The sequence below is a fragment of the Cupriavidus sp. 01L45 genome (assembly GCF_056399885.1).
In genome coordinates this window covers 120451-136777 of record NZ_JBFTSG010000016.1, presented here as the reverse complement: position 1 = coordinate 136777, position 16327 = coordinate 120451, and the positions used below count along the sequence as shown (strand labels likewise).

11 protein-coding genes and 5 pseudogenes are annotated in these 16327 nt (G+C 59.0%); 7 read left to right on the top strand and 9 right to left on the bottom strand.

Annotated elements, in window-relative coordinates; all coding sequences use genetic code 11:
• A pseudogene (locus AC1DT6_RS13555) lies at positions 1-1353 on the bottom strand (ISKra4 family transposase); the annotation flags it as partial.
• Positions 1354-1969: 616 nt separating this feature from the next.
• Here AC1DT6_RS13555 and AC1DT6_RS13550 point away from each other — a divergent pair.
• The 3 genes and pseudogenes from AC1DT6_RS13550 to AC1DT6_RS13540 all read left to right on the top strand — a co-directional run bounded on the left by AC1DT6_RS13550 (position 1970) and on the right by AC1DT6_RS13540 (position 6329).
• Positions 1970-2476: a hypothetical protein gene (locus AC1DT6_RS13550; RefSeq protein WP_441628184.1), complete on the top strand. Its 507-nt coding sequence runs from the start codon at positions 1970-1972 to the stop codon at positions 2474-2476.
• Positions 2477-3259: 783 nt separating this feature from the next.
• Positions 3260-5383 (top strand): penicillin-binding protein 1A, encoded by a 2124-nt coding sequence (locus AC1DT6_RS13545; protein WP_477104574.1) that lies wholly within the window; start codon positions 3260-3262, stop codon positions 5381-5383.
• Positions 5384-5668: 285 nt separating this feature from the next.
• A pseudogene (locus tag AC1DT6_RS13540) lies at positions 5669-6329 on the top strand (transporter substrate-binding domain-containing protein).
• Positions 6330-6609: 280 nt separating this feature from the next.
• Here the strand turns inward: AC1DT6_RS13540 and AC1DT6_RS13535 are convergent.
• From AC1DT6_RS13535 to AC1DT6_RS13520, 4 genes and pseudogenes are all read right to left on the bottom strand, one after another.
• The gene (locus tag AC1DT6_RS13535; RefSeq protein ID WP_441628188.1) at positions 6610-7188 is read right to left on the bottom strand and encodes a phasin family protein; all 579 of its coding nucleotides are present in this window, start codon (positions 7186-7188) and stop codon (positions 6610-6612) included.
• A 188-nt stretch (positions 7189-7376) separates the two neighbouring features.
• Positions 7377-8120, bottom strand: coding sequence for an acetoacetyl-CoA reductase (gene phbB / locus AC1DT6_RS13530; protein ID WP_441628190.1), 744 nt, complete (start codon positions 8118-8120; stop codon positions 7377-7379).
• 216 nt (positions 8121-8336) lie between these two features.
• Entirely contained in the window at positions 8337-8597 is a 261-nt protein-coding gene (locus AC1DT6_RS13525) for an XRE family transcriptional regulator (protein WP_441628192.1), read from the bottom strand.
• Positions 8598-8944: 347 nt separating this feature from the next.
• A pseudogene (locus tag AC1DT6_RS13520) lies at positions 8945-9169 on the bottom strand (tyrosine-type recombinase/integrase); the annotation flags it as partial.
• 365 nt (positions 9170-9534) lie between these two features.
• Between AC1DT6_RS13520 and AC1DT6_RS13515 the strand changes: the two are divergent.
• Together AC1DT6_RS13515 and AC1DT6_RS13510 are read left to right on the top strand one after the other, a co-directional pair.
• Positions 9535-9744, top strand: coding sequence for a hypothetical protein (locus tag AC1DT6_RS13515; RefSeq protein ID WP_441628194.1), 210 nt, complete (start codon positions 9535-9537; stop codon positions 9742-9744).
• A gap of 532 nt (positions 9745-10276) precedes the next feature.
• A pseudogene (locus AC1DT6_RS13510) lies at positions 10277-10675 on the top strand (transposase); the annotation flags it as partial.
• Positions 10676-10909: 234 nt separating this feature from the next.
• On the opposite strand, the gene AC1DT6_RS13505 reads toward AC1DT6_RS13510, so the two are convergent.
• Positions 10910-11701: an IclR family transcriptional regulator gene (locus AC1DT6_RS13505; RefSeq protein ID WP_441628196.1), complete on the bottom strand. Its 792-nt coding sequence runs from the start codon at positions 11699-11701 to the stop codon at positions 10910-10912.
• Between the two features lie 103 nt (positions 11702-11804).
• On the opposite strand from AC1DT6_RS13505, the gene AC1DT6_RS13500 reads away from it, so the two are divergent.
• The gene (locus tag AC1DT6_RS13500) at positions 11805-12239 is read left to right on the top strand and encodes a TetR family transcriptional regulator C-terminal domain-containing protein (RefSeq protein WP_441628198.1); all 435 of its coding nucleotides are present in this window, start codon (positions 11805-11807) and stop codon (positions 12237-12239) included.
• A gap of 323 nt (positions 12240-12562) precedes the next feature.
• Here the strand turns inward: AC1DT6_RS13500 and AC1DT6_RS13495 are convergent, their stop codons facing one another.
• Both AC1DT6_RS13495 and AC1DT6_RS13490 read right to left on the bottom strand, forming a co-directional pair.
• Positions 12563-13192, bottom strand: coding sequence for a trimeric intracellular cation channel family protein (locus AC1DT6_RS13495; RefSeq protein WP_441628201.1), 630 nt, complete (start codon positions 13190-13192; stop codon positions 12563-12565).
• Positions 13189-14454: a M20 family metallopeptidase gene (locus AC1DT6_RS13490; protein ID WP_441628203.1), complete on the bottom strand. Its 1266-nt coding sequence runs from the start codon at positions 14452-14454 to the stop codon at positions 13189-13191. Before AC1DT6_RS13490 ends, AC1DT6_RS13495 begins: the two co-directional genes overlap by 4 nt.
• A 479-nt stretch (positions 14455-14933) precedes the next feature.
• Here AC1DT6_RS13490 and AC1DT6_RS13485 point away from each other — a divergent pair, with 479 nt between their 5' ends.
• Positions 14934-15266 (top strand): hypothetical protein, encoded by a 333-nt coding sequence (locus AC1DT6_RS13485; RefSeq protein WP_441628286.1) that lies wholly within the window; start codon positions 14934-14936, stop codon positions 15264-15266.
• A gap of 646 nt (positions 15267-15912) precedes the next feature.
• Here AC1DT6_RS13485 and AC1DT6_RS13480 read toward each other — a convergent pair.
• Positions 15913-16281: pseudogene (locus AC1DT6_RS13480) on the bottom strand (VOC family protein).
• Positions 16282-16327: the final 46 nt, after the last annotated feature.

The following is a 16327-nucleotide window of genomic DNA, read 5'->3' as shown; positions in this document are numbered from 1 at the left end:
TCCTGGTTCAAGAGGGCGACGCGCACTTGCACGACACTGTGTGCTCCCGCACGACTCCAACGCATATGTTGGCTTTTACACATCCGACGGCCAACGATTCGATTGATAGATGACTCGACGAAGCCGGTCGCGATTCGTAGGCCGACACGCTGCCGGGTGCGATAGTCGATCAGCGACTCAAGATGGCTATTGAGGTAACTGATCAAATCTATGAGCTTGCAGTGCGCCTGTTTGGCTTTGCGGCTTGAGTTCGGGTCAAGTCTTTCGCGCAGATCAAGCAGACGACACAGTTCCTTACCGAGCTTCTGCCAACGCACCGTTTGCCCGGTCCACACGAAGCTGCGAAGGCGAACAAACAGATCCCACAACTCGAATGCTGACCCGTTGGCCGTAAGGCGCCCATACGCCAAAGGCGTAATAGCTTGATCGGCGTATCGCAGCATTCGACCGATGTGCGCCCGGTCGAGAACCCATTCGGTATCGAACGGAAGGTCGTCAGCAACCCCGGCAAGATCCAGGGCGCCATCGGTCACGACACAGACGTCATTGGGATCATCGTATCCACTGTCCTCCAGGAATTTGGTCATTTCTTCCTGCAATCGCTTGGTGCGCGGCGTGGCGGAAGCCCAGACCCGTGGTTGTCTGCCAGTCTGGCCTAATGCCGCAACGACGACCGCTATCGACGATGAGCTTCGGCTTGCCCCCGCGCGATTGTCCTTGCCGGCTCCCTTGCCATTGCTTCGCGCCTGCCTCACATAGCCGACATCAACGCCCAGCTCGGCGATTGGCGTTATCTCCTCGCACCACCGCCGCACGGGCTGTGCGTGTTGGAGGGATTTGCCCACGGCCATTGTGTGATTGCGGATGGTCACGTGACTGTCGCGTCCGGAAGTTGGCAACAAGAGGTCCATGGCCTGCTTGCCCTGCCGGTAGGGCATAGTGGCGCCGAGTTCGGCATGCAGCCATCGCAGCTCGCCTGTGCTCGCTTCCTTAAGGTAATTCTTAAGCGGCGACACGTACCTCGATCCGTCAGCACCACACTTACATACTTTCCATCGGTCGCGGCAGTAGAAGACCTTGCCGAGCGTGGTCTTCAGTTCGGAGCAATGCCCGTCGTGCATGCGACGGAGCGCGCCGCAGACCTCACAAGTTCGCTGCGCCGCGCAGTAGCGATCGAGCTGTTCTACGACGAACTCTTGCTGGACGCAATTGACTAGCGACGTACCTTCCGCAGAGACAAACGACGTCGCCGGAGGCTTGGCTGTGGTCGACGCGGTGAAACTGCATCACCTCAACCCGTTTTGCCACCGTGCCACTGCCATCATCGAACTCCAGAACGATCGTGCATCGCATGTCGGCTCTCCGTCTCTTTGATACCGAGACGATACTCCGATGCAGGGCGGCATCCCAGGCCATTTAACGGCTTCAAAGCGGGACCATCTCTGTTACGACTGCGTTGATGGCTCCTGATGTGGCTGACCATGCCTTGCTGGTACCGGGACGCGGCTCAACACGTTGCCTGCGAAGGCTACGCACAGGGCGGCTCTTTGACCAAATTGATAGAGTTGGCATCACCGTTGGCGCTCTGGGCTGATTTTCAACCGGCAGGCGCTTGACGGCTTGCAGGACACGCATGCCGGATCGGCCCATGAGCGGGCGCCGGGCTCTGCCCGCCGAGTGTCCGGTCAGGCTTGAGCCGACGTTCTGGCGTCCGTGCGAGAGCGCGGATCAGCGGCCGTAATGGCGGGGGACTGCCGCCTGCTTGGCTCACTCGACCAACGGTTTCTCGGCCGGTCCGGTTCGTCGCCGCGTGATATTTGAGCGACCGTGCGTGACCGCAGGCAATCACCCTCGAAGACTTCGTGCGCGCAGCACAGCGCTGACCAACAGGGGGTAGTATTCACGGAAGCTGGCACGCACCGAATGGCAAGCGAAGTAGCGTTAAGCGCTGTCGATCGGGGGCATTAGCATGCAACGCGAAGCATTTGCCAGGGCTCTTGCCCAAGAGGACACTTCCGACCTTGTCACAGTGACGCGCGAACCCGGCGCACCGGAAGAGCACGCCCATCCTTTTGGAGCCATGGAGCTGATCCTAGCGGGGGAAATCCAAATCCGCATTGACAATGACGAGCTGCGCGATGTGTCGCGCCTCGGCCCGATTCTCGTCGAATTTGGGTCCTCGCTTTTGTGGGGCAAGGGCAGCCAGTTCGGCAGCCTCGCGCTGGCGCCGCCATGTGCTCAAGGACGACGAGTACACGCCTTCACGGCGCATCAGCGCGCCGATCTCTCCGGGCTTGGTGCAGCGGTCAGCCGCTTCCGTATGCGACGCTTGTCGGCGTTGGAAAATTGCCTGCGTCGAGCGCGGGAAACGACCTCTGAATCGGTGCCGGAGGCTGACTCTAGCGTCGCCGAACCGGGCGCCTCTTCAGTCGCCCTACGGGCTCCTTGCGTTGGCCCGGATCCGACACATTCTTGACTGCAGCCATGATTGCCTTGGATGAGTTGTTGGCGGTCATACCTGCCTCGTCGGACCTGAAAAATTCAGTCCGAGAGCTCAGCGTGGCTGAAAGTTGGATGATTCTAGCCGCCCCATCAATTGACTGCGGCACGCGGACCAAGTCGACTGGCTGCATCCCTGGCGGATCGAGCCATGCCTGTGAGCAGAGTCAAGACAAAAAAATGACCTGTGGATGCCCAGGCGAGCAATGGCCCGGAGTAGCCAATGGAGATTGAAGCCTGCAGCACAGAGGATAGGATGGACGGCGTCACCGATTGCGCCCTACAGGGGTGGCCAAGCGGAACTGGTTGTGGCCCGTCGCGGGCACGCAGCAATTGCTCTAGTGCGGAAGCATAGTCCGGGTCAGCAGTATTGCTGACCCGGCATTGAAATCAAGTCGTAAGTCGCTTCGGTTTGGGCTGCTCTTCCCGCGGGATGCTCGTGAAGCCCGACGAGCGGGCATCCGGACTCTGCCTCAGAAAAGTCGGGTGGGTGCTCATGAGCGGCCATACAAGGCGGGGTTGGTGATCGTCTCTTCATCGGCCATAGCGAACGTTGCCCATACGAAACAAATGCAATTTTCTGTAAATGCCGTGCGCCGCAGCCCTGCTTTGACAACAGAAGCGTCCTTCCGCTTTGGTACGATCCCGCTCTTTCCGCAAGCGCCCCGCCACCGTGAATCGCCGATATGCATCGTTGTTTTGTGAGCATTGCGCACGGTGGCTCGCCCGCGTCCAACCGCTGGCCGCCGCCGGTAGCACGATGACCCGACTCGTTTTCAACGGCGCGCTGAGCCGCCTTCGCCACCCGACGCGACGCGGCATCGCGCTGACACTCGTCGCATTGCCGGCACTCTGCCTGCTGTACGTGCTTGCGCTCGTGCCGCTTACGCCGGGCATCGGCGACATCCGCAAAGCTCGCGTTGATCGGCCAGCGTTGATCGTGTCGGCCGATGGCAAACTGCTCGATGAGTTCAAACCGCTCAATCGTGCATGGGTGTCGCTCAGGCAGATCTCGCCATACATGGTGGATGCATTGATCGCGACCGAAGACCGCCGCTTCTATGAGCATCACGGCATCGACTGGAAGCGCATCGCGTCGGCCGCGCTGCATACGGTCTCCGGCGACCGGCAAGGTGGCTCGACGATCACTCAGCAGCTCGCGCGCAACCTGTATCCCGACGAAATCGGCCGCGCGCCGACCCTCACGCGCAAGCTAAGGGAAGCGATTACGGCGTTCAAAATCGAAGCCGTGTACAGCAAGGATCAGATCCTCGAGACGTACCTGAACACGGTGCCGTTTCTGTACAACGCCTACGGCGTGGAAATGGCCGCACGCACCTACTTCGGCAAATCTGCCGATCAGCTAGACATACTTGAAAGCGCGACGCTCGTCGGCATGCTGAAGGCCAACAGCGCCTACAATCCTGTGCTCAATCCCGAGCGCGCGTTGCAGCGACGAAACACAGTGCTCGGGCAGATGAACAAGTACGGGAAGCTCAAGCCCGATTCCTACACCTGGCTGAAGCGACAGCCGCTCAACGTCAATTTCGAGTTGCAGACCGCGCCACCCGGCGCCGCGCCGCATTTTTCGGCGCAATTGCGCAAGTGGCTGATCGCATGGGCCGATCGCAACGGCTACAACATCTATGCCGACGGGCTGGTCGTGCGCACGACCATCGATTCGCGGCTGCAGGCAATGGCGACGCAGGCGATGGACTGGCAGGCGAACCAGTTGCAATGGATCGCGAACGGCGCATGGAACGAACGCACGGGTTGCTGGCCGGGCAATGACCTGTTCCAGACATTCATCCGGCAGACGCCCGACTATCGCGCTGCACGCGATGCTGGTCAATCGGATCAGGTCACTCTCAGGAAGCTCGCTACGAACCCCACGTTCGTCCGTGCGCTCTGCCAGAGCAAGACGCAAATCCAAGCGGGTTTTGTCGCGATCGATCCACGCAACGGGGATATCAAGGCATGGGTTGGCAGCCGCAACTTCAGGGACGAACCTTTCGATCACGTGCAGCAGGCCCGACGTCAGCCGGGTTCGACGTTCAAACCGTTCGTCTACGGCGCGGCCTTCGCGGATGGCGCGCGGCCAAGCGATACGATAGTAGACCGGAACGTCGCCATTCCGCTGACAGGGCATGCGATCTGGCGGCCTACCGACGCGGAGCCGCCCACCGGACGACCGATGACGCTGCGCGACGCGCTAGTGTATTCGCGCAACCGCGTCACCGCTCAGCTCATGCAAAAGGAACGCCCCGAGAAGGTCGCACGGCTCGCGCACGCGATGGGTGTGCGAGTGAGTCCGCTCGAAGCGGTGCCTTCGCTTGCGCTCGGCACGAGCCCCGTCACGCTCAAGGAAATGGTATCGGCGTACAGTACGATCGCGAACCGTGGCGCCTATATCGAACCGCGCATGGTCACGCGCATCGAGGATCACGACCGCAAGGTGCTCGCCGAATTCGCGAGCGCATCGCCGGAACAGGCGCTGCCCGCCAACGCAGCGCAAACGCTCGTCGACGTGATGCGCGACGTCGTTAGCCGGGGCACCGGCGCGGGCATCCGGACGCGCTTCGGGATTCGCGCCGACGTGGCCGGCAAGACGGGAACGACGCAGGAAAACACGGATAGCTGGTTCATCCTGATGCATCCGCAACTGGTCGCGGGCGCATGGGTGGGTTTTGACGATGGACGTGTGACGCTCGGCAACTATTGGGGCGAGGGCGCGCACAGCGCCCTGCCGATGGTGGGCGCGTTCTACGACATGGCGCTGCGCGCGAGAGTTATCGATCCAGATGCGCAGCTCGGCCCCGAGACCCGGCCTCCTCGCGCGGTCCATGAGCGACGGCATCGACACTTTCTCTTCTGGAGCTTCTGATGTCGTCGCTGGCGGACGCCGCATCGCAATCCACGCCGGCCGACAGTAGAGGACGGACCGTTTTCTCGATCCGGATCGCTTGACTGAAGCCTGCACCCGGGATCGCGCAAGCTTGGCGCCATGCGATATTGAGACGATGCGTTGCTCGCTACGAGCAAGGCTCTGTTTGCACTTGCTGACTAAACTCGGACGCCGACGATTGTCGCAGCCGTTGCTCCGTTATCCGCAAAAATTTTGCTATGGCCGAGGAACGGGCATCCGGCCGCTATTCGGGGCATCCTTGCTATGCGCGATCCCGGCGGCGGCGCTCCGAACGGCGTCTCCGTGGACCTGGCCACGGAGCTCGCGCAGCGGCTCGGGCTGCCGCTCGAACTGGTGGTGTTCGATGCGGCCGGCAAGTTGGTAGAGGCGGTGCGCTCGGAATGGGCCGACTTCGGCTTCTTTGCCATCGACCCGCTGCGCGGCCAAGGGATCCATTTATCGATGCCTTATGTGCTGATCGAAGGCAGCTATCTGGTGCGTGAGGATTCCCTGCTCATGGAAAACGGCCAGGTTGACCAGGTTGAGCATCACGTCGTGGTTGGCAAAGGGAGTGCCTATGATCTGTTCCTGATTCGCTAACTGCAGCATGCAAGAGGTCGTCCGCGCGCCGACCTCGACCTCGACCGCTGTCGTGGACACCTTTATCGCGGAAGGAGCGGAGGTGGCTGCGGGCGTAAGGCAGAAACTCGAGGCGGATGCGGGACGCGTGGCCGGCCTGCGCTTGCTGCCTGGACGGTTCATGGTCATCCGGCAGGCGATGGGCCTACCTGATCGTGTTGGTCCGATCGCATTTGAATAGCTCGCGGCCTTCGTCAAGGACATGATCGATAGCGGATTCGTCAGCGCGGCGCTCGCCCGGCACGGCATCCTTGGGGCAGCAGTGGCGCAAGTCGATGAAATGTAGCCACACACGGGGCATTCGTCCCTTCAACTGCATGCATGAGCTGCCTCTTCGAGTTCAACTATGAATCGGGGAGGGCCGTGCGCTGACGCATCGGATAAGCCGGTGGCGAGCCGCTTCCCATTGCCGGCCTTGGCGCGGCTGGCCAGACGGCGTGATCGGCGTCACCTGCCGACTGTCAAGGCTCATAGCCCCCCCACTGCTGCGCCGGTTTCACGCGCCCGGCAAGAAGAAGTCGGCCCGACCGAGGCAGGCTGGGCCTCAGAGGATCGCAGCAACAGGATCAGGCGGAAGTCGAAGTCTTCTTCGAGGCGGCACGATCCGTCACGCAGACTTGCTCTGCGGCATTCGTTGCCACGGTTGCGGCGGCCTGGGTATTGGATTCAGCAATTTCCACGGCTTGCGCCGCGGCCTTCTCCAAAGACTCGTAGGCATTGTCGGCGGCAATAATAGCCGACATCACGATCGCCATGGCCGATTCCGTGCCGGCCGGCGCATTCTTGGCGAAGTTGTCGACAGTCTCTCGCAGCTTCTGTGAGCCCTCAGTCAGCATAGCGATTGCCACTTTGGCGAGCTCTTTCTGGGTTTCCGATGTGATCTCATAGAGGTGGCGGGCGTAAGCCATAGCCTTCTCGCCGGCCGGCTGTACCAGCGACGCGTGGACCTCAAGCAGATCCCGCGGCTCTTTGGCAGAGAGCGCGCGCTTGGCGCCGTCCAGATTTTCCGTCAGAGCCGTCTTCGCGACCCGCATATTCAACTCAAGGAACTTCTCAAAGCCTTCGATCGCCTTGGATGTCAGTCTATACCGGGATTCGAGATTGGATTGATGCACCGCCAAAATTTGTTCCTGAGTAAGGATCACGCTGGTCTCCGATGGTGAATGATTAATTGCTCTACCGACACGCGTTGGGACGCTCAGTCGTCTCCACCTAAAAAGGTCGGGGGACTGATGGTGAATCGCGTGTGAGGTAGTTCTCTACGCGCTCCCGCAATAGGGAGTCGCAGAAGGGGGCACGGTGTCGCTAACGAACCATGTTCCGTCCCCGTCGATCATTGCATGTGCTGCCCGCCGTTGATCGCAATATTGGATCCGGTAATGTAGCCCGCGTCCTCGGAGCACAGATAGGCAACGAGGGCTGCCACTTCCTCCGGCTTGCCAAGGCGCCCCATCGGAATCTGAGGCAGGATCTTTGTATCCATGATCTCCTGCGGCACGCCGGTGACCATCTTGGTCGCCAAGTAACCCGGAGAGATCGTGTTGACCGTCACCCCCTTGCGAGCCACCTCTAGCGCGAGCGACTTTGTGAACCCATGCATGCCCGCCTTCGCGGCCGCATAGTTGGTTTGTCCGAATGCACCCTTCGAACCATTGATGGACGAGATATTGATGATGCGCCCCCATCCCCGCTCCACCATGCCTTCACACAGAGGCTTGGTCACGTTGAACACCGAATCCAGGTTGGTGCGAATCACGGCGTCCCAATTGACCTTGTCCATCTTCTTGAAGGCCATGTCGCGGGTAATGCCGGCGTTATTAACCAGGATGTCGACCTGGCCGACCTCGGCAAGAATCTTTGCCATCGTTGCCTGGCAGGCATCGTAGTCCGCCACGTCTAGCGCGTACGCGCGGAAATTGCGGCCGGCAGCTTCCATGGTGGCTAGCCAGTTGTGCACATTCGGGTTCCCTGGCGTGTGAGTCACGACCACGTCGTAGCCGGCGTCGTGCAGCCTGAGGCTGAGAGCCTCCCCCAAACCGCCCATACCGCCAGTCACCAATGCAATTCGTTTCGTCATCCTGCTTGTCTCCGTCAAAGTTTGTATGACCCCTATCTTCCGATCGTGCCGATTCTGTGTTCGGCTTTCGACTACCACCACCACGTATGCACATGGCACTAGCAAATAGCGCTGCCGCGCTAGGCTGGCGCGGATATTTTTCCGTTTCGTATTATTGTTTGGTGCACCGAATGGCTAGATACCGGCTTAGCCGGACAACTCTCTTTTGGGGTGGGCTCACCACAACCTGGAGGTAAGGCGCGCGAGCCAACCGCGCAACTCATCCGCGCGAATGTCTTGAAACTTACCGCAGAGAACCAGGGCGAGATCCGACTGAAGCGTCTCGAGCATGGCTGCGGCGTCGGACAAGGTAATGCCTGCGGCTCTCATACATACCGTCATCTCCTTCACGATTTCCGCTTTTAACGGAATTTCCTCGGCGTCCGCGAAGCCAAGCAGCGCGTAGACATTGGTCGTCCCATACTCGAATCGAAACATGTGGAACCTCTTATCTTGTTGCTCTTCAACATGGCCCTAGAGCGTCGATGCGCCAATTTGGTGCGGGCTGAGGGCAGGATTATTGATGCATACATTTGATAAGACAATCGGGTAAACACTAGGACACTGATGACCACAGGTAGTCCGCGGACCGAAAGCAATTTCATCATCTCGTAACAAGGACAAGGGGCTAGAGGCAGCCAATCCAGTCGGGCGAATCCTCCAAAAGTTGCGAGGAGGGCGTATTTTCGCGACAGCCTGCGAAGACTGAGTACAAGGGGGAGCGGACGAAAGAACCAGAGCGAGACCGGGGCATCGGTCTGGTCCTGCGCAGCGGCGCACGGTGTCTAGGTCCACCCGATCCGATGCCGTTCCTGTATGGCCTCGTACCGCGCATCGTCTTCGGTGTAGGCAGAGGTTGGTGGTGAAGACGGAGGCATGCCCGAAGTTGTCGCGCACAAAGCGCAGGTCAACCTGCTGGTCGGTCATACGCGACCCCGCCGTATGGCGCAACCGGTGCGCCGAAGTGCTGGCGAGTACCTGGCCCCGCTTCCCCACTCGGGGCCACGCGAGTGAGATAACAAGCCGTGGTCATATGGTACCCAAGACTCAATGCGTCCCCGCCTGGCATCCGCCGGCCATGGTCCCCCTGAACTTTTGTTCAAAATGCGAACAACTATTATCGAGTCTTCGTGGCCAGACCCGCTCACGCCGGCAGTTCTCAACTGTGGCGAGTCACAGAGGGTGCAGTCAGGGAAATACCGGATGCCTTTAATTTCCGCCGGAAGAGGGCTGGCGTGATAACCTGCTGGTCTGGCGCGATAGCCGCCAAATGAGTCCTTCGCTGCAGTGCCGCATGCCGGTAACAGCATCGTGTGTGTCATCACTGAAGAAAGCAAGTTACAGCAAACGTAGTGCCCTTATCTAGGAGACACTGATGCTGAGTCCTCACGAACTCGCGACGCTGATGCTGGTGAAGAACGCTATTGACACAGTCGAACTTGATCCCGCCGATTTTAATGCCTTGCTCGAACGGGAACTTGCAACCCGGGAGCGTGTCTCACCGGGACGCCATCGTGCTCTGATCACAATTAATGGCCATGTTCTTCTCAAGGCTATGCAGCGGGACGGGCGTGGTGGTCATTAGCGCGAGCTTTAGTTTTAAAGACAGCTTCGCGGTTGGAAGTTTTCCTCATATTGCGTACGGCCTATTGTCTTGAATTTCCTCTGGACCGCAGGCGACAACTCTTACCAGTATTCTCTTGCGGACAGAATCCGCTGTCATTTGATTTCATGAGAGCAATACAATCAGTACCTAACGAGACAGTCCGGCGTTCAAGTCGGGGCACAAACTCGGAGCCGCTGGGGGCGGRCCGTCTATTTGTGTCTGGCAGCAGAGAGTCAGCGGACAAGCAAGCCGCGATCTTGTGGGTCCGAATGCAGATGGTCCGAAACAGCATTTCCTTCGACGACCTTATTCGTGCTGGGTGTTTTGAGGATGCTACCAAACTGCGGGAGGTGCGCTACCGGAGTGCGGATGGTCGCGTTTGGGACGGTAATGGCGAACTGCCAGATTGGCTGCAGAGGGCGGTGAATGCAGGGCAGAGCGTCGAACATTTCCGAGTGAAATAGGTTTCTCGTACCCACATTAGTAATTGGTGGGCATCGTCAGCGGAAATAGTGACCGTGAGGCCGCCAAGGTCATGATCAACGATGCTCGGCAGGCCGTTGAGGATCCAGGCACGGTGCTCACGCTCGGTGCAGACAAGGGCTATGACGCAGCGGAGTTCGTCGAAGCGTGCCTGAGGACGAGGGTCATGCCGCATGTGGCGCAAAATACCAACGGGCGACGCTCTGCAGTGCCCAATCCGATTGCCGCCAGCGCAGGCTATGCGATCTCTCAGCAAAAGCGAAAGCTGATCGAGCAAGGCTTCGGCTGGGCCAAGACGGTGGGTGGCATGCGTCAGGTGATGGTGCGCGGATTGAGGAGAGTTGACCAGATGTTTGTGTTGACGATGGCCGCTTACAACCTCGTGCGCATGCGATCGCTGGGACAAATCCGCCTGCAGCAGCGATAAAGGGACAAAAGCGGGCGGGAAACAGGCGTCAGGCGGTCGAAAAGCCGACGAAGTTACGCCTGAGTTTCAGAATGTGGAAAAAACAGAGTCGTCGTCGCGCGAGCGGGGAAACCCGCGCGTTGCGCGGGACGTATTTCAGCAGCCTGTTAAGGCAAGCCGGAAGCGGCATCGCCTATTGCGCGATACCGAGGTGTCCATGCGATATTCGTGGTTAGGCTGCCATGGCTGAAACTATCAAGCGAACGACAAGTTGCTCCCACAAACTTGCGAGATACGTGTACTTGTCTCTACCAGACACGAGATAGCCTTGGCTTTGATACGCTGCACATCAGGGCTTGCGCCGATCAACGTCAGACAGGCAGCCGCCTCGTTCTGAACATCCAGTATCGGGGCACTGATTGCTGACAGGCCTGGAATCAGGACCGATTCGGCTTCGTCGTATCCTCGCTTGCGGATCTTCTCAAGATGCTCGAGCAATTTCGCTGGCGGCTGCTCGAGATTACGGGAGACAGCCAGCTCGATCAGATCATTCCTGACCTGCTCAGGTGTGAATGCCAGCAATACTCGTCCGGTCGCAGAATTGGTCAACTGGAATGTCGAGCCAACCGACAGCGTGGTGATAAACGGAACAAAACTGCGCTCCCAACGAACGATGGTCGGGCCGCGATCCCCCAGGACGCTGAGCAGTGCAGGAAGTCCCGTACTGGCTACCAGTTGCGGCATGGCTTCGCTTGCAAGGCGCAGATGATCGACACGCGCCAGCGCCGAAGCGCCTATGCGAACCGCGGTAGGTCCCAGGTCATAAAGACCGGTGATTTCATTCTGAACCGCCAGGCCGCTCGCCATCAGACTCGCCAGATAGCGGTGCGCGAGACTATTTGGCATGCCGATGGCGCGCGCCAGGTCACGCAAGGGCGTCGCCTTTCCTGCGTTGACAAGGGCGAGGAGAACTTCCGTTGCCTTGTCAGCCGACTGAATGCGGCGCCGCCCTCGGCCTTTTTTCGCGCTGTCGCATTGCCCAGTCAAGCATCATCGCGAAAAAAATCAAATTTTATATGGTTGGTCCAGAATATAAGGTGAGCGGAAAATGCCAGCACAACCAATAGAGTCCGACAGAGACCAAGCACTGATGCGTGCCGTCGACTCCATCATTACATCCACCGACACAAGCGTCTCAGTTATCCGGAAGGCAGCTGATTCCGACCGGCCGCTTACGCAGCTTCGCGAGCTGCTGCTCAGTATTGCGCAAGACGATGATGGAGCCGGTGGATGTCTCCTAATGAATGCGTCCTCGGAGCTAGGCTTGCATAACGCCCGAGTACAACAGTTGGTTCGCTCTGGCCTTCAATCAATCCTGAATCCGTTTGAATTGCTCGTGATTTCGGGGCAACTTTCCGGTACGTTTAAATCGGATATTGAGCCGGCTGAGAGTGCGCTCGCGGTTGTGGCCACAATTGCAGGGCTACGCGCGGTTGCCAAGGCCGGGTTCTCCGCGTCCCAACTGGCACCTGTTATCGAGAACCTAATCGCTGGCCTGGCGCACGACACTTCGGTTAAGCAATAGTGTCTCAGCTGCCGAACCAGTCCTCGACATAGGTCGGGCCTTCACCGGCTAACGGACGCGGACCGCAACACTCGCTGTACTTCATCCCTCATTTTCACTAGATTTCCAAGTACCCTCGGGCTTGGGAGTGCCAGACATGTCGGCTACTGCGTTAGCGGTGCACCGCACTCCGGTCAGAAGCTGTTCACGCAGCTCCGGCTTGTTCCAGATGGTCGTGGCTTTGCTTGCATCTGACAGGCCAGTCTTTTGAGCAGTCGCAACGGAAAATGGCGAATCGAAGGGCAGCTTCTCGCTACACGCAAGCTGAATAATGGGCTGCACATTCATTGCGCGGCATCACTTCTCCTGACCATTGGAAGACTCCAGGAGTAGCGCAGCGCGAGGGCGCGGATGGCGAAACAAATAAAGGCTCCGAACCAGGGAGTGACCGCGAGCCTCCACTCCATGAGTTGTCCAAGCACCTGGATGGCTGCCCCGACCAGCGCTGCAACGGCGTAGATTTCCTTATCGAGGATAATGGGCACGCGGTTGAGCACCACATCTCTCGCCACGCCGCCACCAACAGCGGTCAGCATACCGAGAATGATGGCAACCTCGACACCATGGCCGAACTGGAGCGCCTTGTGCGCGCCAATGACGGCGAAGAAGCCTAGCCCAAGCGAATCAAAAAAAACGATAGGATGCTTGAGATGGTCAATAATTGGGCGTGCCCAAATTGCAATCGCTGACGCGAGCGCCGATGTGGCGAGGTATCGCCAATCCGAAATGCCGACCGGCGGTAGAGCACCAAGGCACAGGTCGCGAATCACTCCACCGCCACAAGCGGTCAGATGGCTGATGGCCAGCACGCCAAACAGGTCAAGCCGTCTCTGCTCGGCGGCGAGAGCGCCGCTGACCGCGAATGCGAAGGTACCCAGCAGGTCAACCAATACGAACAGGTTATGTTCCATCATGCCTGTGAAGGAGTGCAGAGCCAGGCCGAGGTGGCGGTGAGCATTGCGTGCAGGCCAGTTTCCAGCGTCGGATTAATGACCGGTGCAAACTTTGGGGAATGATTGCTCGGTATCTTATTCATCTGCTTCGCTGCTTTGGCTTGTGCATAGACGTCAGGGTCGGTCCCTCCGATGAACCAGAAGACGTAGGGCACATTCCAGGTTCGACCGAAGACGCTGAAATCTTCACTGGCCGAGGCGGGTGCTGCTTCGTAGGCCTTGTCGCCAAACTGGGCCTGGAAAGCATCGGCCACCTGACGCGTGGCAGTGGCATCGTTCTCGGTTAGGGGGTATTGGCTGAGCGTGGTGAACTCCGGCGGTCGCTCGGCGTTGGACGCATCGCACTCCGCGCAGCAGATTCGCTTGATGGACGCCAGCATGTACTCGCGCACGTCTTCGTCGAAGGTGCGCATATTCAGCTTGATGGTGGCCTCGTCGGGGATGATGTTTTCTTTGGTACCTGCCTGCAGCGAACCAATGGTCAGCACTGCGTTATCCATCGGCGAAATTTCACGCGAGACGATGGTCTGCAGGCGCAGCGTCGTGGAAGCAGCCATAATGACCGGGTCAATGGAAGTCTGCGGCTGCGAGCCATGCGAGCCGCGTCCGTACAGCTTGATTTTCAGGCTATCTCCCGCCGACAGAATGACCCCCTGGCGGTAGCTGACCGTGCTGCTAGGCCCCACCATGACGTGCTGGCCCAAAATAATGTCTGGCTTGGGGAAGCGTTCAGCGCCCCAGTCGTCAACCATGCTGCGGGCACCGCGTCCTACCTCTTCTCCAGGTTGAAATACCACCATGACTGTGCCCTTCCAGGCATTGCGGTGCTCGGCAAGGACGCGCGAAACTCCCATCAGCCAAGTCACGTGCATATCATGCCCGCAAGAATGGGCCACGTCGACTTCGACGCCGTCTTCATCTTTGCTCTTGACCGTACTGGCGTAAGGCAAGCCGGTGTTTTCGGCCATGGGCAGCGCGTCCATATCTGCGCGGAGCATCACCGTGGGGCCCTCACCATTGCGCAATACCCCAACGACACCTGTGATTCCTACTGCCCGCGTCACTTCGTAGCCCAACGCCTCAATAAAGTCTGCCGCGACCTTTGCGGTTCGGACCTCCTGCATTGACAACTCAGGGTGCTGATGAAGGTCCTTGTAGATTGTTTCAAGTTCCGCCAGCAGCTTGTCGCTGCGGCCCTCCAACGCTTGGACGAGTGCGTTCATGGAAAATCTCCAGCTTGAACTGGCTAGTATGCCTCACATATTGTTGCGATGAGAGCTTCGCTACGAGGTGCTTCGTTGGCACGACTACACGTGCGATGCGGAAAGAGTGACGTAATTTCACCCTTCCTCACGAAGTCTTCATCGACCCCGTGCACTATTGCTCGACAAACGCGAGGGCAGCGGTGAGCCGGCGATGCCCCTCCAGTCGACTACACATGACCTTATAGTCGTGGCTTGTCGTCTTCTGAAGTTTCTCATGCGGCACATGGGTCGAGCGGTGGCTGGCAGACAGCGGCGAGATTTCGAGGCGGGCCGACTCCCTGCGGACAGAAATAGATACAAAATCCTGGGACCAAGCGATACTGTCTTTCGGTGGGTAATGCATTCATATGAGGGAGAGCGACGTCAACGATGACGCGGCCCAAACGTTTATGAGAGCTAGGCAAATTGCCTTATAAATTCTGAGGAGGGGTATCGTGATGAAAAGATTCTGTGCGGTAGCCATTGCAGCGCTCTTTTCGGTAGGTTTTGCTTACGCTCAAACTGCCGCGCCTGGGGCAGCCACCAAGCCTGCAACGTCCGCCGCCGCTCCAGCGGCTTCTTCGAACTGCGAAGCGAAGGCGGTTGACAAAAATGGCAAGCCGCTAGCTGGGGCCGCGAAAGCTTCCTCTATCAAGAAGTGCGAAAGTGGCAACAAAGGCGACGCGTCAGCCTCCTGTGAAGCCAAGGCCGTTGGGAAGGACGGTAAGCCACTCGCCGGTGCTGCAAAGACGTCATTCATGAAGAAGTGCGAGGCCGAAGCCGGCAAATAATCTCGCATTTGAGAAAAGGCCGGCCACGCGCCGGCTTTTTATGCCTCTCCGCTGTTGATTTGCACCGAATTCTTACCCAGGGAACGCGGTAATTTGCATCGAATGTTGACCCACGTATAGAACACTGTCCTGCTCGGGAACTGCACGTTGAGACCGCGAATCTCCAGCGGCGACGGCGAGGCTCCTGCGTTGCCATGGGTGTCGGCGTGGGCGGCAGCAGTGGGTGGCGAGTCAGCATGGCCGTCATTCCGCGAAGGGGAATGTGTTAAGTGAACCATGCACGTATTGCAGCATGCAGCCCCGCAGCCTTCCCACGAATTTTTGCGTAAATACTTACTCGGTTTTGCGTTTGCGTTTGGCGGGCGAGTGCGCTAGCGGAGGCGTGCCGATGCGGCGGGGCTGATTGTTAATGGATCAGTAAAGCGTCCGCGGGATCGCGGCCTGAGCATGGCGCCATAGCTAGCTGTTGCGTGGGGTGCAAAGTGCACGGGCCCTGTTCGCTGGCGGACAGAGTCGAGCGGAGCAAATTCTGCGGATGCCCGCCGCTCAGGGCCGGCACCCGTCATCTGGGTTGTGCAGGAGAACCCTGTAATGGCCGCTCGCTTGTGGCAGTCGTCTCGCCTCTTCTTCTGGATGCGCATGCGTCTTATCCCTTCGTGAAGATTTCCAGAAAGTGCTTGCTCGGATCCTCGAAATAGATTCTGCGGCAGCCACCGTCCGTGCTGACCTCGCCGGGGCGGCGGCGGTATGGGTCTGACCAGCACATCAGGTTGCGCGCGCGGATTCGGGCGAGGCTTTGCTCGAATTCACCGTCGCTGATCAGAAAGGCCTAGTGCTGCAGGGCAACATCGCCTTCCGCGTCCATGAAGTCCAGGGTGACATCATTGTCCAGCCGTACGGCGAGAAACGGCCCGAAGGGCACGGCTGCGGGACGTCCGAGGATCTCGCAGAGGAAGTCGGCGGACACCTTCTTGTCACGAGAAAAGACGATGGTGTGGTTGAGCTGGATGGCCATGTCGCAATCTCCGGGAAGGGGTATGTGCAAGGACCGGCATGCGAGC